Genomic DNA, 26,442 nt, shown 5'->3' on the forward strand with positions numbered 1-26,442 from the left:
ATTATAACGGTATTATAACAATCTATGTATTATCCCACAAACAATAGGGACTATATTGACATTATAAACTTTTGGGTTTATAATTAAATTGGTTAATTTTATAGGTAGGGTGATACGTAAAGATGACATTAGCAGAGCAGATTAAAATTTTATGTGTTCGTTCCAATATTAGTGTGGCAGAGTTAGCTAGAAGGGTTGGCACCTCTCCGCAAAATTTTAATGCAAAACTAAAAAGAGAAAGCTTTACAGTGGGCGATTTAGAACAAATCGCTTACGCTGTTTCATGTAAATTTGAAAGAAAATTCGTCATGGATAATGGCGACGAAATTTAAGGAGGAGCAAATTATAATGGAATATGAGAGATACTCCTCTAATCGGGATGTAATTTCCCTGTTTTCTGGTGCGATGGGACTTGATATCGGTCTTACTCAAGCGGGATTAACTGTAAAAATTGGACAGGATTTTGAGAAGTCTTGTGTTGAAACAATGCAAGCAAATGGACACAATGTTGTGCCAGGAAATATACAAGAAATTGAACCGCAACAGTTGTTGGAAATGGCAGGACTTTCGGTCGGTGAACCTTTTCTTATTTGTGGTGGACCGCCATGCCAACCGTTTTCTACCGCTGGCAAGCGTTTAGGAATAAATGACCCTCGTGGTAGTTTATTTATGGATTTTATTCGAATGATTAGATATATTCGACCACGTTTCTTTGTTATGGAAAATGTAAAAGGCATTATGTCAGCACCGTTAATGCATACTCCTATTGCGGAGAGAATAAAGGATAACATTGAATATGAAAATCAATTGGGTACGGTTCTTGACGTAGTACTTAGCGAATTTCAAAAACTTGGATACTCAACGGTTTATGGTGTTTTAGACGCTGTAAATTATGGTGTTCCTCAGTTTAGAGAAAGATTCGTGTTGATTGGAAGCCGTGATCATGAGGATGTATATTTACCGATGCCATCGCATTTTCAGATGCATCAAAGTAAAGATTTACGTTGGAATACGCTTTATGATGCAATCTATGATATGGAAAATGACTATGGTGAATGTACTTCATTTAGTGAAGAACGTATGAAGTACCTAAAACTTGTACCACAAGGTGGCAACTGGCGTAGCTTACCAGAAGATGTAATAAAATCCGCAATGGGCGGAGCGTATGAATCAGGAGGCGGAAAGGTTGGCTTTTATCGCCGACTTGACTATAAACAGCCATCCCCCACACTGGTTACCTCCCCAGTACAAAAAGCATCTATGCTTTGTCATCCAACACAAGATCGCCCATTAAGTGTAAAGGAATATGCTCGTATTCAACAATTTCCGGATGAGTGGATATTTAAAGGTACAACAGCTGCGAAGTATAGGCAGATAGGAAATGCTGTACCAGTAGGGCTTGCCCGTGCTTTAGGGCTAACACTATTATCTGTCGCAAATGGTGATTCAACCATTAGAACAAAAAGAGTGCGTGGCACGGATGTCCATAACAGAATAAAAAATGCTATAGAAATGGGGTACAATTATGGCAATAAATGAAACATATAACGAAGAAGAGATTGTTAAGGCTATTGCAGAAGCTTTAGATAATTTTTATACAAGTCTTATTTCAAAGGTAGATGCTCTTAATATAAAGAAGGTTTTTAAGAGAAAAAATCCATACCTTTTTCGCGCAAAAGCAATGAACGGCGCCTCTCAAATTGTTGAAGCTATTTTGGCGGCATTTGTTTCCTCTTCTGAGGAAACAATATTTGGAAATGTGTTTTTTGAGCCAATCGCAACGGCAGCTGCTCAGGGACAAAAAGCATTAGCGGAAGGTGTAGATATCATGGTTGAACGTGATAATACCATATATGCTATTGCGGTGAAGTCAGGTACCAGTGTTTTCAATGCAGATAGCCGTAAAAAGCAAGAACAAAACTTTATGGCAGCAAGCAAACTGGCTCAACAAGCAAAAAAACGCTTTGTGCCTATTATTGGTTATGGTTATGGAAAGAAAAAAACTTCTAATCGTGGTTTGCCTAAATTCTATGAAGAATTAGCTGGTAAGAATTTCTGGACTGAACTTACAGGTGATGAAGAATTCTACATAAAGCTAATTCGATTTATGGAAGAGCTTCCAGAACAATATGTTACTGATTTTGATGAGTCTTATCAAAAGGCTGCAAACCGGTTAGTAAAGGAATTTACAAATGAGTTTTGCAATGAGGATGGAAGTATTGATTGGGAGAAACTTGTAGAGTTTAACTCTGGAAATTAATTTACATTAAAGGTGAAAAGGTATGAGAGATGCACTAAAGCAAGCAGTTAAAAATGCTATTTGTATTGAATGTAGACTACCGCACGCTGAAAGTGGGGTTGATAAGTCATGCCTTTCCACAATTAAAGATATTTGCTTTAAAAATGAGAAATCTGATGATTTAGCCAAGGTAATTTATAATGGGATTGTGGAGTTTGCCGTAAATGAGTACGAAATTAATTATGATAATTTAGCGCTTGAGCAACGAAAAGTAATTTTAAGACGGATGAGATACAATCTTTCTGCCAGTAAGACTACCAAGATACGATATGGTTTTTATGGAGAGGTTCTTCTTGATTTGATATTGAGGTGCTTTTTAAACACCAATGTTATCCTTGCAAGAGGATATCTCTATTCACCTATTGAAAACAGCGAGGTTAAAGGGTTTGATGCATTTCATTTAATTGAAAATAAGGATAAGGTAGACTTATGGTTAGGAGAGGCTAAATTTTATGTTGACTTTAAAAAGCCGATAACAGATGTTCTGGAAAAGCTGAAAACTTCTTTGTCTGACGACTACGTACATAAGAATCTCCTCGCTCTTATCGACTGGCAGGATCGATTCACAACATCAAGCTCTAGGCTTAAAGATATTCTTGATATGTGGGAAGAGGATCCAGAGATAAATTTGGCACAGCAAATGACTGATCATAAAATCAGGCTTACGTATCCGATATTGATCGCTTATCAAAAAACACAGTCGAATGAATTTCATTCAAGTATACAAAAATGTATTGAACATATTACCACTGAGTTTAACAGGTTAAGTATAAAAATACCGGCAAATTTTGAGTATCGTTTGTTTTTTATTTTTCTTCCTTTATCAGAGGTTAAGAAGATTAAGGAGAGTGTTGTTGAATGGATAGACTCGCAAGAACCGCTGATATAGTAAAATCATATTACAAATATAAAAGAACAAACGATGCTGCCACATTCATAAAAGAAGTATGCCGCTTTTTTGACTATGTAAAAGATGAACAACTGTCCGAAGGTGACTTGAATTTTCTTTTGTTTTTAGCTAACGAATCGGGTATTCCTCAGTACTATGACTTATTAAAAGGAAAATATACTGATTTAGACATTTCTGATGAAAATATAAATTTACTTTCATTAAGTGCTTTATTTCATGATGCGAGTCTTGTTCAAGGTGATAATAAATTACATAGGTATCAGAAGCAGGTGTTGGATAGTTTTGTATCTAATAAACGGAATCGTTTTGTTCTTACTGCGCCAACTTCGTTTGGAAAAACTTTTTTGGTATACGAGATAGTACGAAAAATGGAATATAAAAATGTGTTGTTGGTTTTCCCATCCATCAGTTTACTATCAGAAAACTATTCTAAACTTAGAAAATCATCAGTTTTTAATGATTATAAAATTCATTCGCTTAGTGAAGAAGAATATGATTCTAAAGAAAAAAATGTGTTTATATTTACTCCCGAGAGATATCTTTCCTTTATGGACAAGAATTCTAGTTTAAAGTTTGATTTTTCTTTTATTGACGAAGTCTATAAAATTGATAATACTTTTATCATGGATCAAGAAACTACTGGAGAAAATGAACGAGATACCGCATATAGATTGGCTTTAGAATTTATTTGTGGTGTATCTGAAGATATGCTTTTAGCAGGACCATATATGTCCTTGCCGGATCAAACTGTTAATAATACAGCATCTTTTATTAATTTTGCAAGCGAGAATGGTTATGAATTCTTAAAATACAATCAATTTGAGATAGTAGAAAAAACTTATCAGAATATCAAGGGTAAGAGTAAGTATATTATTGGAAATATCATAGTACCAATAGGAGCTATTAAGAAACCGCAAAAAATATCCAGGATAATTGAGTCGATAAGTTCATCAACAGAAAATACCATTATTTATTGTGGCCGAAAAACTAAAACAGAAGAATATGCAAAATTATTATTTCAAAACCAAGAATTAGTATCAAAGTTTCAGCAAAAATGTGAGGCAACTACTCCCGTCATATTTGATGTTTTTCTTGAACATTTAGAAAACACTTTTGGTTCTGATTGGGTCGTATTTAAGGCTTTAAAATCACGAATAGGTATTCACCACAGCTTGATACCTAAGTACATTCAAAAGGAAATTATTAATTTATTCAATAATGGTGCGTTAATATGTCTTTTTTCTACTACTACCATAACAGAGGGTGTAAATACTACAGCAAAGAACATAATTATTACATCGAACAAAAAGGGAATAAAGCAACTAAAACAATTTGATGCTAAAAATATTGCAGGAAGAGCTGGCAGATTCGGTCAACATTATCTAGGCAGAGTAATTGATTTAGATAATGATTTTCAAGAGATTGTAAATGGAAATCAGGAGAATATTGAGCATAAGAATTATGATGTAAATTCGCTTAAAACAGACGTTGATTATCAAATAACAAAAGAAAAGTATTTATCCGAACATGATAAATTACAGAAGGAGTTTATACAAAATGAAATTGATAAATTACAAATTCCGCCTCATGTATTTAACTCTTTTAGAATCGTTGGTCCAAATGATAAGTTGGTGCTATATTCCCAAATTATGAGCATTAGTGCATCTCAGCTTAGTACAATTAGAAATATTCCTATAACATTGGCAAGTAGTAATGTAAGCAGATTAGATTGGGATGCATTCCAACTAATAATGGATATCATTTTACCTATAGTTAAAGAAGATAAGCTGAAAAACCTAATTGATTACAAAACTGGTGATAATCAAGTCTATTCATTGATTACCGTATTGTTACATTCGTATTTACAAGGTGGTTTTCTATCAATGGTAGATTATTATACAGGAAGAAATAATTCACGAAAAACTAAGGATGAGGCTATCCGCACCGTTGCTGACTATGTATATAATGTTTTTAAGTATCACTTGGTAAAATACTTAGGAATTTTCGATGTTTTCTATCGATATAGAATTTCCGTATTGCAAGATGCGGACATGGATGATATTCCAGGTTTAGGGTTGTTGTTACAAAAGCTTGAATATAATGCGCTCAATCCTAAAGCAAGAAGATTAAGTGATTTTGGCGTTCCTTTTAATGTTGTAAGGTATTATGACGGCGAAGGAAAGGAAAGAAAGAATTTTGATAAATATGAGGCATACATAGACGAAAGTGTACAGTCATTATTGGATTAAAATGTGTAAACTGATAGGTCGGTGTGAAATTGTTAAAGAAAATATCGAATTGCTATTTTGCATTCAGAATAGTAGAACAAAGGTGGTGTATTTTTAGTGGAAAAGAGAAACAATGCGGGTGCAGTTGCATCAAATGCAGGTGATGATTTTCATCTGGTCTGGGCATGTAGGAAGCTTTTAGAAATACTTAAACCGCATAGTAAACTGACAGCTATATCAGTTGAAGGGCCTACATGGGAAGACTCTATTCAAATTGAGGATGAAAAAAAATTATACTCTATTGATTTAGCAGAGTATTATGGTGGGAATAGCTTTGAAAAAGCTCAGCAAATTGTTTTCTCGCAGTTAAAATACAGTGCCTATCAAATGGAAAAGCCATGGACGGCATCTAATTTATGCTCTAGCACTAATAATAGTAATTCGATTATTCGGCGATTGGCGGACACTTATAACGGATTTTGTGAGAAATATGACAATGTCAATTCGAAACTCATCCTGAAATTGGTCAGCAACCGTAGTTTACAAACAGATTTTTCAGCCAACATAGATGAATGCATAACCATACTAAAGGAAAAAAAGTATAGACGTACGAGCGATTTAATAAAAAAATTGACTCCTAAATGCAAAGAAGATATTAATAAAATATATAAAACTTCAAAATTGAGTTCTACAAGTTTTATTAATTTTTTGTTGATACTGAATTTTGATGATTGTGGTACTGATATTCGAAGTATCCATAGAGCAGAAATAATAAAGCAATTAGGCAATTGGAATACAAGCGATATACGTAGCAGATACAATTCTTTAATTATGCACTTGAGAGAAAGGATGCTTCCTGAAAATACACTTGGTTTTCCGATGAATCAAGAATATGTTTTGGCAGCGCTTGATACCAACGTTAATGAGGTGTTTCCAGCACCAATAAAAATCCAATGGGATTTAGATACCTATATTGAACGTGATATCAAAAATGATATTGCTAAATGCATTCAGGAAAACAAAAAAAAGGTTATCTGTCTGCAAGCAACTGCAGGTGCAGGTAAGACTACTTTTGTAAGTCATTTACATAATGTTTTACCTAAAGAATCAGTAATGGTATTATATGATTGTTATGGTGGAGGCTCATTTCTGCAACCCGGTGAGCGAAGGCATTTAACAGAAATAGCAATCCCACAAATTTGTAACACATTAGCAATAGAATGTGGAACAGATTGGATAGTTGGCCGGCTTTCTAAAGAATATGAATACTGGCGTATGATGAACGACCGATTGGAAAAAGCAGTATCTTATGTAAAAAAGCAAAATCCATCAGCGGCAGTAGTAATTATCATAGATGCAGCAGATAACAGTATGGTGGCTGCTAATGTGTTTAAGGAAGAATGCTTTTTGCAGGGATTATTAAAACAAACTCTTCCTGATGGCGTGTGGATAATTGTTACTACAAGAATAGAAAGACAACAGCTTATTCCCTTTGGAGATGAAGCGGAAGTTATTAATCTTCCTCCATTTGAATTGTCTGAAAGCTCCCACCATATCCTTTCTATATTTCCGGACGCAACTGATGTGCAGTGTGAAGAATTTCATTTGCTTACAGATAGGAATCCTCGCTTACAATCGTACATGTTATCTGAAGCTAGTTCGATTGATGAAATGCTATTACAGATAAAACCAAAAGGAAAGACTATGGACTCTTTATTTAAAGAGTTTATTAATGCTACTAAAAAACAATATGAAAGCCTAGTGGATATAGAAATTCTATTTTCTGCGCTAATAAATTTGCCAAGACCAATTCCAGCTACTATGTTATGTGAACTTTGTTCTATAACGTTTGATACCTTGTTGAGCATGAGTGTGGAATGTCGTCGTGGCTTTTATATAGCTGATTCTTTTATATTTCTTAAGGATGAGGATTTTGAAACATATTTAAGAACTTGCTATGAAGGCAATAAAATTGCAATCAAGCGTATTGCTGATTATATGTATCAAAATAGAGTAATAAATTCATACTGTGCTAGATATTTACACATTTTTATGGATAAGGCAGATTATTTTGATGGCTTAGTTCAGATTGCACTAAATGAAAAAATAGATGCTTCTGCTATTGGAATCGCAGAAGCAAATCAAATAATGAAACAACGAATACAATATGTTCTGAAGAGACGTGAGATGCATATTCCCCAGAATCGTTTGCTAGCATGTAAATTGGTGTATAGGCTAATTGATTATAATGCTAAAGAGGAAGCACTAAAGGAATTACTTTTGAGTGCACCCGATGAAACTGTTATGTATTGTGATGAATTGTCGGTATATAATACTTTTTATACGGATTCAAATGATTTTGATAGTTTAGGAAAGGCAGCACTAGTTTTTTCACGTTTGCCAATCCATCAAACCCTATCCCAGCAATACATAAAAAGCTATATAGCAGCAATTAGAGTTTACTATAATAAAAATGAAGATGATAGAGGTTATCATTCGCGACCTAGAACAGAAGATATCATTAATATTGCAGAAGCAATGTTGAGATTAGGAGAAAATGAAAAGGCGGTTGACTGGATATGTGGTTGGAATCCTAGAAAGGCTGCAACTAAATTTGTATATAAACTTTTTCAAAAGCTTTTAAAATATGATTATTGCGAACTTTGTGAAGTTCTATTATTACAGAAATGGTCAAGCCCCAATAAGTTAGCTATCGCTTGTGCATATATTTCATTAGGAAAAACACCACCGCAATTATATACTGATAACCTGTTAAAATTATTTAATCGGATGACTGCAATTCCGGAAAGCCGTTTCAGTAGAAAACAATTACTGATGTTTGTCGAGTATATATTGTATATGGAAGATGCTAAGGGTATCGTGTCAGATATTATAAATAAATTTTCTATAGAATTTCAGTTTTCAAGTGTACCTTCTCTTTATAGGGAGGATGAGCAAGAAGAATTATCTGATGCGTTACGATATTATGCATTATGTCATGTGAGTAAAGGATTATCTACTAACTCAGAGGATTTCTGGAAAATTAATACGAATTCAGAACAACCTCAATCAAAAGATAAAAAAAAATCCATAACACAAATGGTAGATTTTTTATTACCACTTTATGTATTTCGGTTAATTTGTATTCAAAAAAGTGAAAGCGGTAATTCTCTAGCTATATGCAAAGAGACACTTTCAAAGCTCGATCGTTCTTCATGGAGTTTTCGTTCCTATGATAAGCATAAATTATTTGAAATAGGATTGCTGGTGTTCGCTGAGTCGATTTGCTCCGAACAGAGTTTGAATCAAAGAGAAATTAAAGAACTAATAGATAAAACCTTGAATATAGGAAATACATCGCCCCAATTTAAGCTGGAACTTTTAAAAAAATTGATATGCAATGAACGTGCTTACCAGGCAGGGGTAGCCGTATTGGAGGAAATTAATGCTACCTATGAAAAATACCCAGCTTCAGCCAAAGAAATGGCTGAGGTTTATTTAAGTTGTGCCCAAATGGGGCGAAGAATTAATAAAGGACTTGGGGCAAAATATTTTGCCAAGGCAATTGAATGTACAAAGGGACTGGAATACGAGTCTTATCGAAAAATTTACCTATATAAAACACTTGCTGAAAAAATTTACAAAGATGATACGGATAATCCCGTACTGGCCTATAGAATTATTCGCTTAAGTGAAGACTTTTGCAGAAAAATAGGGGATACAAAAAACTTTCCATATTATGAGTCATTTTCAGCTGCCTCACTGCTCTCCCCCGTAAGTATTTGGGGAGCACTCTGTCGTATGGATGATAGAGATAATTATGATGGATTTTCACTGCAAGATACTGTACCGATTGTATTAGGTACATTAATAGAAACAAATCAGATTTCGATTGAGAATGCAGTAGCCTTAATGGGCCTACTGCTTCCTGACTTATCATCACAGTACAATGATCTGGTAGACGTGATTTTGAAGAGAATTTCACAATTTACGCCTGGGCAACAGAAGCCAGTACTTGAAATTTTAATACATGACGTTCTTTTTAATATTCCTATGGACGAAAAGAAATATAGAAGTCAGTGCATTGTGAAATATTTAGATTCGAACATGTCTTCTCCAGAGCTAAATACTGATAAGATCAGAGCGATGGGCAGTTTTTTTAAAACATTGGAAACGCAAAACCGAAACTATGATAATAACCGTTCAGATGCACACAGTGAAGTGAATATAAACAAGTATGTAGATGAAAGTAATATAGTATCGCAACAGGCGTTGGAAAAGAGACTGATAAAACTAAATACTACAGATAGAGAAAAATTTGTTAAGGAATGGCTGGAAAAACTTTTACCTAATGGATATACAGAAGCTTTAACATGGCTGTTTGAGCTTATTTCACATGATTATTATCGATTAGGAGGTACCAAAATATTGCGCATCATTGCAGATTTTGTAGATAGCGTAAAAGCGTGGCCACAAATTGATGAATGGCGCAATGATATTCAGAAACAAAAGCATTATTTACAAGCGTTTTCGAGAGAGCTTTTACATTTATATAACGGATATGATGATGAGTTTAGGACAATACTCCACGTGTTCCCTGCTGATGCTGCGACGCAGTATAATGCCTTTTTAGAATATGTATCGAATCATATTGAGCTTTATGACGAACAACTTGTAAAGGCGATTTGTAGAATGTCGGTTGCCCTTTCTGTGGACGAAGCGGAAGAACTGCTAAAATGGACATCAGAGATTGAAATGGGTAAAATACATCCTGCTTCTGGAGATAATGAAAGCTATAAACCGGAGACAGAGGAAAATGAAAATTTTAATAGTAGCGTAGCATGCTTTATATGGCGTTTGCTGGGGCACAAGGACAAGGGGGTGCGATGTAAAGCAGCTCATGTCCTATTGCGTTCTTATCTGCTTAACGATGCAAGAATAGTAATACAAATTTCTGAACTATACTTTCAGCCACTGTCCTTAAAGTATTTGAATAAAAATAATTACTTTTTTGTGGAGTCAGCAAGACTTTGGTATTTAGCAACCTGTCTCAGGATAGGAAAGGCAAATGCAAAGTTACTTATTTCGTTATATGCTTTTTTCAAATCTATTGCATGTGATGAAGGAGTAGTGCATGCCTTACATCGCAGAATAGCCAGAGATATTTGCCTGCAAGTAGCTCCCTATTGTGAGCCTCATGATCTAGAGAAGTTATCTATTTGTGATCAGTGCAAAAGCAGTGATAGCCATATGAAAAAAATGTCTTATTATCAACTTGAATGTAAAGATCGTACTCAAAATTGGAAGTTTGATTTTGATACGATGGATACATTACCTTATTGGTATGATGATTTAGCAGGGATGTTTTCATGTACTGAAGAGAAAATAGCAACTGAATGTGATTATTTTGTTGCACAGTTTAAGATTACAAGTCAGAATGCAAGAGAATGGAGTAAACAACACTTACATCAAGATGACTACTCAAAAACCTATAATGATCATGGTGCTATTCCTACCGTAGAAACACTGGAAAAGTATGCAGAATGGCATTCTATGTTTTATGTAGCAGATAAGTATCGTCAAAACAAGGAACAGATCCAAGATGAAGATTCATCATATGAAGATTGGTTAAATAAATATTTGCCGGGGAAGTCCGGATTCTGGTGCTTTGAATTTCGTAACCATATTCCTCTGATTCCTTTTCTTTGGGATTTTACGAAAACGGTAGAAAATAAACCGGAGCGACAGTATTTTATTCCAAGTGACTTAGCGTTCTCAATAATTGACCATGCCTTGGGAATTTCCCTCAATATGGAATATTTTATAAGCTTTCAACAAAGCAACAGGCATATTCGTATAGAAAGTGCCTTTGTTGAGAAGAAAAATATTGATAGTCTAGTAGCAGAAATGGAAAAACATTATACCGCACTTTCTCACTTTTATTTTGAGGAAGATGAATATGAGGACGAAGAACAACCCGACCCTGTTATTTATCCATCATGTGATGTAATCACTACTTTTCCAGATTATGCACTTGATAAAAAAGACCTGTTATTAAAAGATTATCTTACTACGTCGAACTACTTAGTGGGGGTATCTCATGATCTCGCTAAGCAATTGTCTGTAACGTTGGAAGAACAAATTTTACATTCGAGAATATATAATGTTGATGACTTCCCTGTTCAAGCGTATCATTGGAGCGAGCCGGAAGATGAAAGTGGATATGAAAAACATACTACATATGGAAACATGGTTATTATGAAAAAAGAGTGCTTGCTGGATACATTAGAAAAAAGAAATCAAGTTATTATATTTGAGGTGTCCATTTCATTTGAGGATGACAGCTATAAATTCTATGGAACTCCAAGTAAGCCAGCTAAAGAAAAGAAGTTATTTTCTTTAGAAATAGACAATAAGAGTAGTGAGGTAACTTGGAGACAGTTATCATTTCGGGACGAAGAAGATTAGTCAATATATATAAGATTTACTAATCCAAGACAACTGTTAGTTAAAGATTCTAATTTGGATAATATATAGATCAATAAGCTGAGGAGGTCAGATAATGGGAATAATTCTAACCAATATTCGTGTTAAGAATTTTCGTTCTATAGAGAATATAGATTTAAACTTGGGAAAGACAAATATATTAATAGGTCAGAATAATAGTGGTAAGTCTAATTTGCTTAAAGCAGTTGATCTTGCCTTGGGAGGTTATAGAGAAATTTCTGAATCTGATGTTTTTATATCGGCAGATGAAAGACTAGCTCACGATAAAATTGCAATTATCGATATTCTTTTAAAACCATTAAACTCTGAAGGAATTATTCAAAAAACATTTTCAGACTTTTGGACAAGTGTGTTTACAGATGCGTGGATTACTACAGATGAAACTAATGGGGATTTTGTTGGTATAAGGACTACCATACAGTTTGATTTAAGAAAAAATGATTATACTATTCTAAAGAAGCCCGTTCTTGAATGGAATGACTGCATTGATAAAGCAGTGGTAGGAAACAAAAAGAACTTTGGGAATGATATGGTTGACTCAATAACCTCTTTTTATATGGATGCCCATCGTGACGCCGTGGAAGACATAAGAAATAAAAAATCATATTTTGGGAGAGCTACATCGCAAAGCGACTTATCGGATGAACTGGTAACTGAGTTAGAAGGACAATTAAATGGAATTAACACTGAAATAGTAAAAAATATTCCAGCATTACAACAAACAAATCAAAGAATGTCTTCTATTGGAAAAACAATGGGAGCATCAGCAAGCGTTGTCGAAATAGAACCTCTTGCTCGCAAAATATCAGACCTTCACAAAGGAATGGATATTGTATATAAAGATGGGACATCAGCAAAGTTTTCTATTTCCCAACATGGAATGGGAACACGTAGTTGGATATCTTTTTTAACTTTGGGCGCTTATGTTGATTGGCATATAGAAAAAATCAAAATAGACGATGAAGAGGCTGAGAATTATGTCATGTTAACAATGGAAGAACCAGAAGCACATCTACATCCTCAAGCCCAACGCCAGCTTTATTCACAAATAATAGGGTTCAACGGGCAGAAAATAATTAGTACTCATTCTCCGAGTGTTGTTGCGCAAGCTGAAATTGGTGACATTATCCATATTGAAAAAGCAAATGGGAAAACTCAGGCTACTCATTTTAATATAACGAAATATACTCCAGAGGAATTAAACAGAATACAAAGAGAAGTAATAAATACTCGAGGAGAATTATTGTTCTCTAATGCAATAATATTATGTGAAGGAATAACTGAGGAACAAGCATTGCCATTATATTTTAAAGAATACTTTGGTGTAGAAGCGATTTGTGGCGGTATCAACATAATTGGAATAGGCGGACAAAACTATATAACTTTCTTAAACTTAATTAAAGATTTAAAAATACCATGGTTTATTTTTAGCGATGGTGAATCTAGCGCAATTAAGACCGTTAAGAAGGCTGTTAAGGCAATTACTGATGAATTAATTGAGACATTGCCTAATGTGGTTATTCTTGATCATGGAGAAGATTATGAACGCCATCTATTGGCTAGTGGCTATGAAGAAATAATAATATCTGCGATTAATGAATGCGAAGAAAACGAAGAATTTTTTGATAATTATGTAAAAACAAACAATCATCAATCTTGTGGACGTAAACCTTCTGGTAAACCAAGATGTGAAACTTGCAAACAGGATATTTATGAAGATGTATTGCGAGATTATGATGGAGATGGAGGTAAAAAACGCGCAGTTTATGATTGCTGTACTGGTAAAAGAGCAAAGGCAAAATATGCTTCTTTTGTTGCACAAAAGATTATTTCTCAAGCAGAGATTAGCAGAAAAATACCGCCCAAAGTAAAAGTACTTTTTGAAGAAGTTTCTAAAGTGCTAGATATAGTGAAAAAGGAGGAGTATAGAAATGATGAAGTTATCAGCTAAGCAGGAAGAGATAGTGAATCATGTTGATGGAGCAATTCTTGTTAAAGCTGGTCCTGGTAGTGGAAAAACGAGAGTTCTCATTGAAAGAATTAAACACTTACTTTTATCAAAAAAACGTTGTAAAATTCTTGCTTTAACTTTTAGTAATTTAGCAGCAGAAGAAATGCGCAACAGACTTCAAGAGGATAATTCCATTAGCGAATTAATTGATAATGTAACGGTAGGAACTATACACTCTTTTTGCCTTGACCTAGTCCAAACAAGAGGTAATTTAATTGGATTAGGCAGGGATATGGTTATTTTTGAAAATAGTTCTGATCAACAAGCAGTATTACGAGATGTTTTTTCAAGTGAACCGCAACTTTTAGAAATACTTAAAGAGAAAGAAAAGCCCAATGTTTTTTTACAAAAATGCTTATCGTTAATTTCAGAACAAAAGAAGAAGTTTGCATCGCCAGAAATGAGTGAGATGTTGGAACCGTTTCCTACGATCTATCGGGAATATAATCGATTACTTTTAAAACAAAATGCTTTAGATTTTGATGATATATTATTTTACGCATACCAAATTTTGACTGAAAACCCATCTGTAGTTAAGCTTTATAATTCGTTATATAAATTCATCTGTGTTGACGAAGCTCAAGATCTAAATTTTGCTCAATATGAAGTGATAAAGGCGCTTTGTGGAAACGAGTGCCGAAATATAATGCTGGTTGGAGATGAGAATCAATCTATATACGGATTTAATGGATCTGATAGTACATTGATGTCTGAGCGGTTTGTAAGTGAATTTAAACCCACAATATATATCTTAAACGAGAATTATAGATCAGCTAAAGCAATAGTGAATTTTGCCAACCAGTTAGAAAATTATGAAAGCGTAGCAAATTATGTATTTGAAGGAGAGTTAGCTGCATTTGCTTTTGAAGATGAGAAACGAGAAGCGGAATTTATTTTATATAAGATGAAAGAGCTACTAAAAACAGGGCATACGGATATAGAAAATCCGTTGGATTATAACTCGTTTGCTATAATTTCACGAAACAAGTATATACTTAATACTGTAGAAGGTTTATTATCTGAACAAGGAATTCCGTATTTTTATAAAAAGAGCTCTACTGGAGTAGAAAATGAATCGGAATATATGAGGGTTTTTGAGTTGGGGATTCGCCTTTTATTAAATGCCAAAGATTTGATTCATTTAAGAGAATTGTGTAAGATAGCAAATTCAGATATAGGTAAAATATCAATTTCGAATGATGGTTATGACGTTTTGAATCAGGCACTTCAAAATACCATATACAGTAGTTTATTAGACTCATTTGTTTTATTGAATACAGGAGATTTTAATTTTGCCAAGGTAATCTCCAAAATAAAAACTGACCTTCCGACCGTTTTGGAAGATGATGCAAGGTATTTAATTATAAATGATATCAATCAGTGGGAGATACATTGGAAAAAATATGTAAGTCAAGTGCAGCGCGAAAATAGATCTTTACTTTCTTTTAGAAATTATATGTCGCTTGGAAAAACTCAAGATGTAACCTCAAATAAAGGTGTTACATTACTCACTGCACATATGTCGAAGGGTCTACAATACGAAGTTGTTTTTGTAATTGGCCTGTCAGAAGGAACATTTCCAGATTATCGTGCGGTCAATTCTGGTGGTCCGGAGATGGAGCAGGAAAGAAATAATATGTATGTTGCAGTTACACGCGCAAAACGCTTATGTTATCTGACTTATACAAGATACAAGATGATGCCTTGGGGAGATATAAAGAGACAAACTCATTCGCGTTTCCTACAAAATCTTAATATTACGGAGTTATAACTACTTTGAAACAGTAATACTCACTTTCAGTTTTGCAATCGAAAGTGAGTATTTTTTTGTTGTACGTCTTGACACAAGCTAATGAGAAGTATAAGGGTGATGCAATTTTGCAGAAGAGTTATACAACGGATTTTCTGACAAAGAAGCGGGTGATGAATCAAGGGGAGATTCAGATGTATTATATTGAAGAAGATCATGAGGCGATTATTGAGCCATGGATTTGGGAGTGTGTGCAGCTGGAAATTGCAAGAAGAAAGTGTTATCTGAAGGAACATGGGGCTAAGTCTTATTCTAATAATACAGAGAGGAATCCGTTTGCGTCAAAGATTATCTGCGGGGAATGTAATAAGGTTTTTACCCGTAAGGGATGGCAGAGCAGTACAGGGGAGATTCGGAGGGTATGGCAATGCAGCGAGCGGTATAAAGTGAAAGGGGTTATGGGGTGTACGAATCGGCATGTTGAGGAAAGTACGTTGGAGAAGGCGTTTGTTATGGCCTGGAATGGGATTTTAGAAAATAGAGAACATTTTATAAAGAAATGGGGACTTCAGAAAAAAAAGTGAAAATCCGCTTATAAGATATCGGGCGATGGTATTCATAGAATTAGTAACAGAAGCAGATTTAATACAGAAGTTGAATACGGACCTGGTGTTGAAAACACTTGATTATATTAAGATAATTGAGGACGGTGCGCTGAGGGTGGTATTTTTGGATGGAACAGAGATTGAGTGTAGAAGTGAAGATGTGTAAGATAAGATGCCGATTGGGGGAAATGCGACCGGATCGGCTTTTTTCTTGCCCTTTTTCAGATGGTAAAAGCAAGGGTGATGTGGTAAAATATTATAGGGAAACTAAAGGGGAGGTGATTGTTTGGACAACTATTTTGATATAACAAATCCAGATATTTCATATGAATGGCTACATACTGTTTTGGATATAAAAAAAGGAGGCCTTGTATCAGATTATATATTAGAATGTAATAATGACTTTGATACCTTTTTTGAAAAGCACTTATTTGAAATTAAAAATATGGATATTAAGCAATTAGAATTGGTAGTTATTCACGTAACAACTAACAATGATGGCTGTGCAGAGATAAGGAAAAATGGACTAAGAGATTTGAAAAAGGTGTTACAAGAGAAAAATGGATTAAATATTTTTTTGTCTGAACATGGAATTCAATTTGATATTACTGATAAAAGAATGTATGTCAATGGTATGGATTACGATATTGATTACGAAAAATATAGAGATTTGGATAGAGTAGCAAAGAGAGAAAATGTGCTGCATAAAATAGGACGTAAAATTTATTATGACTTTCAAGTAAATGGATTTTTCTTTTGTCAAGACATTTATGATTATGGAACGATACATAGAGCACCTGAATTCTTGCTTACATTATCAGAATTTAATAAAGAAACAAAGGGAATTGATGATGAATGGGAAAAAGCCAGCAAGCCGTATGTGGTTAAATTTAAGGCAAAAATAGTAGACTTTGAATACTACACATTTTATGAAAGCGAAGCGGATTATTTACAAGATTACCATAATAATTGGATAGGATTGAAAAGATGGCTTTTTTCCAGAGCTGTGAGTAGTACTTTTTCAGATTCCGCATCTCAAATATTTGCATATATGAAACCAGGAAGAATTATAGAACCAGATAGAATTTTAAAGTGTATGCCTGCTGATGAATGGAGGAATGATGTTTTTAGATACTATAAGTAATGAACGAATATATAATTCCCTTGCGAGTATTCTAACTACTGATGTTAATGTAATTAAAGAGTATATTACTGAGAGAGCAGTAGAAATTGTAAGCAATAATTATAATGAGCATGTTATAAAAGATATGGAAATAGATAGTTTGAAAAATATTTGTAGATGCGAAAATCCGTATCCCATAGAACATTTAATTGTACACCATATTGCCCCACGGGAATTTATAGAAAATGTTTTTCAAGAAGGCATTTGCACATTACCCCATGCCTTAGTAAATAAAACCGTACTTTCATTATATTTAGCTGGATTGGGTTTTCAATTTAAATTTGAAGATAATCATTTGTTGATGAAAAAGGACGGAAAAGAAATAGATGTGAAAAAACTCAATTTTTCAAATTTACTTATGCGTTTGGGTGGGAAAGGAACAACTAACGATTTTAATGTAAATGGATATTTATTTGCAGTGGATTTTAGACTAGAACATTGTCGAGGGTGGTTAGGTTCTCCTGAAATCTTAAAGAGTTTATCAAATGCGTTTGGAGATCGTAGTATTGCTGACAATTATACGGAAAGGTGTAGCAACTATTTGATTTCTTTTCAAGTACCAATTAATAAAATTGATATTGAAAATTTCAATGCAGATATTGATAATGAAATGAAAACAGAGCTGTTAATAAAATATAGTGTTAATTTACTTGCATTCGGAGAAGTAAAAAAAGCTATGGCTTGTGATATGTATAATCCAATAATTTTTCTAAAAAGAGATTTTGATGTTCCCGCAGAATGCATTAAAAAAATATGGAAATTAAAGTGCAAAAACGGGATATTGACTCCGGTTGATTTATTATCATAAGAAAGATAAGAGGGGGAATTTTAACATTACTAAAATAGCGGAGAAACTATTTGATAGAAAGTGATGGTTATGTTTATTATGGTTTACTTTAAGACAGGAGAAAATGCATATGATGGTTAATATTGATTTTAAAAATATTAAAGCGTATGATGGCAGTCAACAAAATGGTTTTGAAGAACTCGTATGTCAACTTGCAAGATTGGCTCCACCAAGAAATGCAAAATCCTTTATTAGAAAAGAGGGGGCTGGTGGAGATGCAGGGGTAGAGTGCTTTTGGCTATGCTCTGATGGAACGGAGTGGGCATGGCAGGCCAAATATTTTATTGAAGCATTAGATTCGAGTCAGTGGAGCCAAATTGATGAATCTGTGCAAAGTGCGATAGAAAAGCACCCCAATATAACAAAATATTATATATGTGTGCCAAGGGATAGAACAGATAGCAGAAGAAAAAATAAAAAGGGAGAGCCAGTGGTAACAGCTCTGGATACATGGAATTCATATAAAGTAAAGTGGGAAAAGATAGCTTTTGAAAAGGGGTCTAAAATTGACTTTATATATTGGGGGAAGAGCGAATTAATTGACCTTCTTCAAAAAGATGATCCAGTTTATACTGGCAAGATACTTTATTGGTTTAATGCGGCAGTTGTCACAAGTGAAAAACTGAAAAACATTGCCAAGAATGCCAAAACCTGTTTAGGAGAGCGCTTCACTCCTGAAAATCATGTAGAACTTCCGGTTGTGAAGATGCTTACATGCATTGATAGGGCAGCGGAATGGAGAAGCGAAATTAGAAACATTGTTTCTGAAGTTTATGGGTGTAGAAAAGATGTTAAGTCTATTACTAAGTGCAATTTTTTTATACCTGAAAAGGAGCAAGTTCTAATAGAATTCATAGAAAAATATGATATATTTGTTGCTGATGTAATTAAATTTAAAGAAGAAGATGTTTTGTTTTCTCAACTTTCTGATTATTGTGACCAAATTAAGGTTTTGATTGATAGCCTAAATGACTTAAGTGACTTTCTTTATAATGTGAATGTTAAGGAGCCGGAGAAACGAAATGATAGGGCAGATGTCAATCGCCAAATAAATGATGTTAGCAGAGTTCTTGATAAATATGGTGAGTTACTTAAAAACGAGAAAATTCAGGCTGGGAAGTTGAGAAGGTTATTAATTACCGGAGAAGCTGGAAGTGGGAAATCACATTTGTTGTGTGATTTTGTATTGAAGAGAATAGATGATGGATTACCTACCGTTTTTTTGTTAGGGGAGCATTATTCTGGTGGAGATCCAATTCGTTTTCTGGCTGAAACATTAGATTTAACAAACCATAGCAATTCAAGCATTCTAGGTGCATTAGAAACGTTAGGGGTGACATATAAAACCAATACTCTCATTGTAATTGATGCAATTAATGAAGGAAATTATAGAAGAGATTGGTATTCATACATAAATAAATTTATCTTGGAACTGCAGCCATTTGAGCACATTGCGGTTATTTTCAGTTGCCGTAATACCTACACCGACTTCATTATCCCGGATATAGTACTAAAGAATATTCCGAAAATAGAACATAGAGGTTTTGAAGGATTCGAAAAAAGAGCTGCTTTAAAATACCTGAGTAAGCAGGATATAAGCATACCCGCAGTTCCCTTTCTAGCTCCAGAATTTAGCAACCCACTATTTCTTAAAATAACATGTAAAGCGCTGAAAGAAAGTGGATTAAAAGAATTTCCAAAAGGTCTGAGAGGATATAATAATCTGTTTGGATTTTATCTTGATAGTATTCAAGATGTGGTAAGAAGGGTTAAGGGAACATATAGAACGGACACAGTGCGCAGTGCAGTATCTGAAATGGTAAAAAAACTATATCCAGATCGTCTTTGGGGTATTCCGGTTAATGAGGCGGAGAGAATAATCAATCAATATGACAGCGGAGGTAATGGGGCGGGGACTCTATTTGATATTTTAATTAGTGAGGGACTTTTCTCACTTGATATTGGTGTAAATCGAGATGGAATAAAAAACGAAATACTACGATTTACATATGAGCGATTTAGTGATTTTGCGATTGCAAATGCTATTGTTGCAACGTGTCAGAATGAGGATGAATTTCAAAAACTGATTGATGAGGATTCAGACTTAAAGGCAATAATTGATGGTTATGAATATTGGGGAATTGTAAAAGCTCTTGGTATTGCTGTCCCGGAAAAGTTTCATAAGGAGCTGCTTGATTTTCTGAAATTTGATGAAGATAATGATTGGCGATATGAGCAATACTTAGAAGATACATTTCTTGAAGGAATATTACTACGTTCGAAAGATTCAATTAATGATAGCACCTTAAGTTATTTAAATAAAATACGTTCTGCTTTTTTTGATAACATGGCATTGGATACATTATTATCACTATCGACAGAGCCAGATCATCCTTGGAATGCAGATTTTTTGGATAAAAACTTATTAAAGTTATTATTGGGAGAGCGGGATCGTTTTTGGACTACATATATATCTACACATGATCATGCGGAGAGTAATGGTGAGAAAGAGTCGCCAATCAGGACGATTATTAACTGGGTTAATCATGAAAATTTGGAGAATGTGGAGCATGAGCGGCTGCGTTTGGTTGCTATTGTACTACTTTGGACAAGCTCATCTTCGAAGCGAATGTTGAGGCAGTCAGCAATAAAAGCACTGGCAAAAGTTTTTTCACGTGTACCATATGAGATTTCTGGTTTTCTAAGGAAATATTCCAGGCTAGATGATTCATATGTAGTAAATGGTCTATATGCAGCAGCATATGGAGCAGTAGTAAATTTGCCGGACGAGGTTAGTGTTGATGAAATTGTTAAAAGAGTAATTGAAAATCAATTCACTGAGAACGTTGAAAATCCACATATGTTAACTCGGGATTATGCCAGAGGCATTATTGAATACGCTTACCATAAAAAGAAGTATGTAATTGAAAATATTAATGAATTTCGTCCGCCATATAAAAGCACCTGGCCATTGGAGAACCCATTACCTTCTGAAATTGATGCACTTGAGGGAGGAAATTCATCGATTAAAAGCTCGGTTCAAGGGTTTTTAAATGACTTTGGAAAGTATACCATGAAAGATGTTACGGATTGGACAGCAACCAATCTGTCAGAACCTAGACCAAAGACGTGTTATGAATTTAATGTTGAATTTGCTGAAAGTCTGCCAGTAGAATTGAAAAACAGGTATATGGAAATTTTGAATAAAAGAGTATCAGAAGAAGATGCAAGGAGGATAAATGCAAAAGAATGGATAAATAGCCTAATCCGGTATAAAGGGGATTTTGTAAGTGCAATCCAAGATGATGAAGACGAATTTGATAACCAAGAGTTAGGTTTTGAATATCAAGAGGATTTTGATGATGATATTTCTGAAGAGAATATTCAAGAAAAAAGCAAAGAAGAATTAAAATTTGACATATTATCCAAGAAGCTTGACGAAACAAAGCAGGTGTATTTAAAATGGCTACGCCATGAAGGTGTTTCGAACCGTAATGCTAAAGTTGATTTAGAATGGGCTAAACGATGGGTAATTAAGAGCGCCTATTTATTAGGATGGACCTCAAAATTGTTTGAAGAATTTGAAAGAGTTTATTGTGGGGATTCATATAGGAGAAATGGAGGACTAATAGAAAGAATAGGAAAGAAGTATCAATGGATTGCTTACTATGAATTGCTAGAACACCTATCTGGTAATTTGTACTTTAATGATAGAGGTTACGAAGATGTCGATGATAGTAAGTTTTGGGGACCATGGCAAATTGATGTCAGAGAAATGGATCCTACTTATTGGTTTGAGGCTAAAAAGGATATAAGTTACGATGACATAGTATATCGTTGGTGGCGGCCATACCATTTTAAATTTGATTCTGAGGATTTAGCGGAGCAAAAAAAATGGTTATGGGATGAAACGACATTGCCAGACTTTCAGAAGATTATTTGTACAAACGAACCGGAAACAGGGGTTCAATGGTTAACCTTGCGTTCCTTCTGTGATTGGAAAATAAAAGCTGTAATTGATGATGATAAACACGGAGAACCTGAACTATGGTACAGGATCAATACCTGTATAATCAATCGACGAGATTTTGAGGCATATGAGACTTATTTTTCTGGCAGACGGTTAGGGAGCCCTGACTTAATTTATATACCGAATACAGGTAATCAGCGGTTTTGGGGAGAGTATCCCTGGCATCCATGCTATGATAATATAGCAGATTGGTCTGTAAAAGAAGTGTATGATAAAGGTCCGGAATGTGAATATCATGTTCCTCTATACGAGTATGAGTTTTCAACAAACAGCTTTGATCACATGGAGGATGAAAGCTCATCATTTTATATGCCTTCTAAAAAGATAATTGAAGAAATGGAGTTGACAAACAATAAAGAAAAACCTGGAGAATGGATGAAGGACAAGGCCGTCGTTTTCAGAGATCCAGGTTTGGATATTAATACCCAGTCATGTGCCTTGTTTGAAAAGAAAGTTTTTTGCGAATGGCTGAAGGATAATGATTATGTATTAATATGGTTAATTGGCGGAGAAAAACAGTTGTTCACTTCGCATGTTACACACTTCTTCGGTCGATTAAACTATAACTGTTTATATTATATGGATGGCGAAGGAATGATTAAAGGTGAAACATGGACCGAACAGGAGCAACCGTGAGGAGATCAATAGGGTAGTTTCTATTAAATTAACTAAAGAAAGATAAAAAATGAGGATTAATGAACATAGAGAGAGGGCATATGGATTGTAGAGGAAAAGAAAAAAGAGAACAAATAGTTAAAGAATATGATATTGTACCAATAATTCATGCAAAACTACTCAATGGTCAAACGAAGTATAGTGATGCTGCTTCTCCGATTACTGATCAATATTATATTTTTGAATGTATCCATAAAGTAACTGGCAAAAAGGAAATGATTCAATGTGGCATGGGAGCGGCAAAACATTTACTTGAATTGACTAATAATAATTCGCTTCCAATATTCAACTTGCTAAAAACGGATGGATCAACAAGAGGAAGCATTGGAGGAACAGGTATTTCAAAAACTAAATGGGATGAGATGGCAAAACAATTATACAATGCTATTATGATACTGATAGTTGATTGGAATGCGAAACCTGACACACCGTTATTTGGCCTAAAGAAGGAAGCGGAAAAGTATAAGTACTGTGCTCCAAAGTTGTGGAGGATAGAAAAGGTAAATAATGTAATTGCAAAGGATTTTAGGAAGAGGAAACTGAGTGAAATTTTAGATGATTTGAAAAAAGATAATGATATTAAAGAATATAAATTTGACTTGCTTGATGCGGAATTGAAGACAAACGGAATCCTATCAAATTTTTAGTATGATTTGGGACAAATTAAAAGATAAAAAGTAATAAAGTACTCACGAGTACTACATGGCGAAACAAATATTTTCGCCATGTAGTATCAAACTTCCGTCCCACCGCACGTTGAGACAGTTTGTTTGCTGTCGAGAAAAGCCCAATAAATCAAAGGATTTTAGCATTTTGCAAATAAAATGGATGTGTGTTTTGTTTCCGTTGTGTGATAATATGAGAAGCGATTTACCCCAGGGGATAGGTTTGTCGGAATGGGTGACGAACATTTTGGCGAAAGGGTTCTTTTACACAAAAGCTTTTTCACATTATAAGGGATCATGTAAGAGGACGCAGGAAGATGAATAATGATTTTGAAAATTTAAACGAATATAAGATAGTACTTGAAGTAGCGAAGAAGCAGGAAGAACTACATAAAAGTGTTATAAAAACATATGAGGCAATGTCTCCAGAAACATTGGCTGAATTCCAAGAAATCATCACTCGAGTAAACAAGCTGCGAGATATCAGCAACATGCCGGGGCTTCTTAAGATGGCAGAAATGCTCAAAAACTATGAGCATGAGATTAGAGATAATGAAGGATTAACAGAACTTGAATTTGAAGAAAAATATAGGGAAGAGATTGAACGGAGTGAAAAACTTGGGAGAAATGGTTGGGTCATTTCAGAACACTCTAATCCAGCAGATATTAAGAATTGGGAGCAATTGCTATGTGACGGTGAATCGAAGGTAGCTGAGTTTTTTGACGGAGATGGTATAGCAATTCTTGAGGTAATTGTGCAAGGATTAAAAGAGAAATATATTACAGATGTAAATCAGCTATATTTTAATAAAGGAATAGAGGTTTTTGAAGATAAAGATTATATGACAGCCGCCATGTATTTGTTTGCGTTGCTTGATTATAGAGTAAACCAATTAGTCGATTTTCCTAATAAGTGCCTGAAAAACAAAGACAAATATTCAAATAAGGGATTTGTTAATCAAAAGACTAAGGATTTTAAAAAACTCACTGAAAGACGAGGTTTAATATCAAAGAAAATATATTTTTTGGATAAGTATCCATCATTAATAGAATATTTGAATCGAATATTTTATGATGAACCATATCCTTTTCACAAAGGTATAGAACCGCCATATTTGAATAGGAATTGGCTTATGCATGGTAGGATGACAAGAAGAATTGAAAAATATGAATGTATACAGATTTTGAATGCTTTGAGCGTCATAGAATTTATGTTTTGAAAGAAATATGAGCGGTTTTTATCGGAGTAGAATTATTTCTTTAGGAGGAGTTTAAAATGAAGGTACATATGTCGATGCTAAATCTTCTGATGAATAATGCAAACTTTGCAGCGGAGGGAAAGTTTGCATCACTCTGGTTCGATCAACTATTGTTGTCGGCAGATGATGAGCTTATTGAATCAGTAATTCACGATGTGGCAGATAGAGAGCATTGGAATCAAGACACTATAAAGGAAATATTGAAAATTCATGTATCATCTACTAAGGTAATTCCAAATGTAAAGTTTATTGATGATGATATTATAGAAGATAGTAATTATAAGATGACAACCCAAATATTAAAAGAACATTATGCTACTGAGTTAGCATCTCCTGATTTTTATGCAGGTGCAATGCATGAAGTTATAATGGGTGGTGCGGGTATTACAAGTTCAGTAAAATATTGGATGTTGTTAAATGCAAAAGAGAATTGTACCTTTTTGCCGATGGACCTTGAACGTAAAATGTTACAACATATGTTTTATGATGAAAAAAATATTGGCTACAGTAATTTTTCAAATATTATTTCTGGTGTTATACCGGATATTTCAGAGTATTCATGGGACGAAATTATAGAACTAAGGAATCATCCTTATTGGGAGCAATTCAGAAATAAAATTTCAGAATTAAGTGATGAATATTTGGATAAGGACACGGCATGTGAAATTTTTAATGAAATCATATGTAAAGACTTGATAGAAATGGCGAAAAACTTAAGACCGCAGATAGGAAAAAGTCTTGTGAAAGGAATGATATGCAATATTCCATTACCAATTCCGATTAATCCGGTTTCAGTAATTTGCACAGGGCATGATATAGCAAAGGAAATTGATTTTAAGAAAAAATATGGATGGCTATATTTTTACTTAGACAACAAGAAATGAAGAAAATGAAGGGTAATGTGCTGGCGGGGGTAAATCCTTACCCCACCCTTAATATGCAAGGCATAGTTTCGCTATGTAGTATAATATATAAGTTCAGTGGAACGTAGAAACCGTTTGTCTGCTGTCGAGAAAACCTTGATTTCATGCGGTGTTGTAAAGCTTTGCCGGATAAATGATACTGTGTTTTTTGATAAATCTGTTTGGCGAGATTGATTTTTAAATGGGGATGGGGTAACGCCAAAAAGTTAAAAGTTGGAGTTTCGCCGTAAGGTACTTAATAATATGAGGGTGGGATATGCATTTAGAAAATGATAAATATATCGTAAATATAGCAGTAGACACAACATATACGGTTGACTCGGCGGATAACAAACCATATGATTTAGTATTTAATCCTGCTAATATGAAGCATAATGATTATTCAAAAACATTCTGTATTGAAGTGGTAATGCAAGAACAAACGAAAATTATGGCTCTGATAGGTGGACATTACTGTTATGACAGTGACTGTGCTATACTGGAAGGAGATATCTTGACGGTTCTTCAAAATAATATGATAACTCAAATTGATTTATCATCCAATCGCTTA

Annotated in this window: 15 protein-coding genes and 1 pseudogene; all 16 read left to right on the forward strand. The window is 34.3% G+C overall.

Annotation, left to right across the window (positions count from 1 at the left end; all coding sequences use genetic code 11):
* Positions 1-122: 122 nt before the first annotated feature.
* Positions 123-332: a helix-turn-helix domain-containing protein gene (locus ACYVD3_RS07755; RefSeq protein ID WP_460641934.1), complete on the forward strand. Its 210-nt coding sequence runs from the start codon at positions 123-125 to the stop codon at positions 330-332.
* 16 nt (positions 333-348) lie between these two features.
* Positions 349-1,539 carry a DNA cytosine methyltransferase gene (locus ACYVD3_RS07760; RefSeq protein WP_460641935.1) on the forward strand — a complete coding sequence of 397 codons (1,191 nt, stop codon included), beginning with the start codon at positions 349-351 and terminating at the stop codon, positions 1,537-1,539.
* A complete protein-coding gene (locus ACYVD3_RS07765; RefSeq protein ID WP_460641936.1) occupies positions 1,526-2,260 on the forward strand; it encodes a PmeII family type II restriction endonuclease in 735 nt (244 codons plus the stop codon). Before ACYVD3_RS07760 ends, ACYVD3_RS07765 begins: the two co-directional genes overlap by 14 nt.
* A gap of 22 nt (positions 2,261-2,282) precedes the next feature.
* Complete coding sequence (locus ACYVD3_RS07770; protein WP_460641937.1) at positions 2,283-3,188, forward strand: HamA C-terminal domain-containing protein; 906 nt, start codon at positions 2,283-2,285, stop codon at positions 3,186-3,188.
* Positions 3,158-5,458, forward strand: a complete 2,301-nt coding sequence (locus tag ACYVD3_RS07775) for a DEAD/DEAH box helicase family protein (RefSeq protein ID WP_460641938.1) — start codon at positions 3,158-3,160, stop codon at positions 5,456-5,458. The genes ACYVD3_RS07770 and ACYVD3_RS07775 overlap by 31 nt, the downstream gene beginning before the upstream one ends.
* Before the next feature lie 96 nt (positions 5,459-5,554).
* On the forward strand, positions 5,555-11,905 hold the full coding sequence (locus tag ACYVD3_RS07780) for a hypothetical protein (protein WP_460641939.1): 6,351 nt from the start codon (positions 5,555-5,557) through the stop codon (positions 11,903-11,905).
* 94 nt (positions 11,906-11,999) lie between these two features.
* Positions 12,000-13,895 carry an ATP-dependent nuclease gene (locus ACYVD3_RS07785; protein ID WP_460641940.1) on the forward strand — a complete coding sequence of 632 codons (1,896 nt, stop codon included), beginning with the start codon at positions 12,000-12,002 and terminating at the stop codon, positions 13,893-13,895.
* Positions 13,876-15,726 carry an ATP-dependent helicase gene (locus ACYVD3_RS07790; RefSeq protein WP_460641941.1) on the forward strand — a complete coding sequence of 617 codons (1,851 nt, stop codon included), beginning with the start codon at positions 13,876-13,878 and terminating at the stop codon, positions 15,724-15,726. Before ACYVD3_RS07785 ends, ACYVD3_RS07790 begins: the two co-directional genes overlap by 20 nt.
* Before the next feature lie 107 nt (positions 15,727-15,833).
* The gene (locus ACYVD3_RS07795; protein ID WP_460641942.1) at positions 15,834-16,289 is read left to right on the forward strand and encodes a recombinase zinc ribbon domain-containing protein; all 456 of its coding nucleotides are present in this window, start codon (positions 15,834-15,836) and stop codon (positions 16,287-16,289) included.
* Positions 16,290-16,596: 307 nt separating this feature from the next.
* Complete coding sequence (locus ACYVD3_RS07800) at positions 16,597-17,454, forward strand: hypothetical protein (protein WP_460641943.1); 858 nt, start codon at positions 16,597-16,599, stop codon at positions 17,452-17,454.
* A complete protein-coding gene (locus tag ACYVD3_RS07805) occupies positions 17,429-18,301 on the forward strand; it encodes a hypothetical protein (protein ID WP_460641944.1) in 873 nt (290 codons plus the stop codon). Before ACYVD3_RS07800 ends, ACYVD3_RS07805 begins: the two co-directional genes overlap by 26 nt.
* Before the next feature lie 109 nt (positions 18,302-18,410).
* Positions 18,411-23,006, forward strand: a complete 4,596-nt coding sequence (locus tag ACYVD3_RS07810; protein WP_460641945.1) for an NACHT domain-containing protein — start codon at positions 18,411-18,413, stop codon at positions 23,004-23,006.
* 59 nt (positions 23,007-23,065) lie between these two features.
* Positions 23,066-23,692 carry a hypothetical protein gene (locus ACYVD3_RS07815; RefSeq protein WP_460641946.1) on the forward strand — a complete coding sequence of 209 codons (627 nt, stop codon included), beginning with the start codon at positions 23,066-23,068 and terminating at the stop codon, positions 23,690-23,692.
* 335 nt (positions 23,693-24,027) lie between these two features.
* Positions 24,028-24,930: a hypothetical protein gene (locus ACYVD3_RS07820; RefSeq protein ID WP_460641947.1), complete on the forward strand. Its 903-nt coding sequence runs from the start codon at positions 24,028-24,030 to the stop codon at positions 24,928-24,930.
* Positions 24,931-24,986: 56 nt separating this feature from the next.
* Positions 24,987-25,853, forward strand: a complete 867-nt coding sequence (locus ACYVD3_RS07825; protein WP_460641948.1) for a hypothetical protein — start codon at positions 24,987-24,989, stop codon at positions 25,851-25,853.
* Between the two features lie 295 nt (positions 25,854-26,148).
* Positions 26,149-26,442 (forward strand): annotated as a pseudogene (locus tag ACYVD3_RS07830) (hypothetical protein); the annotation flags it as partial.

This window comes from Lacrimispora brassicae, from assembly GCF_054772055.1.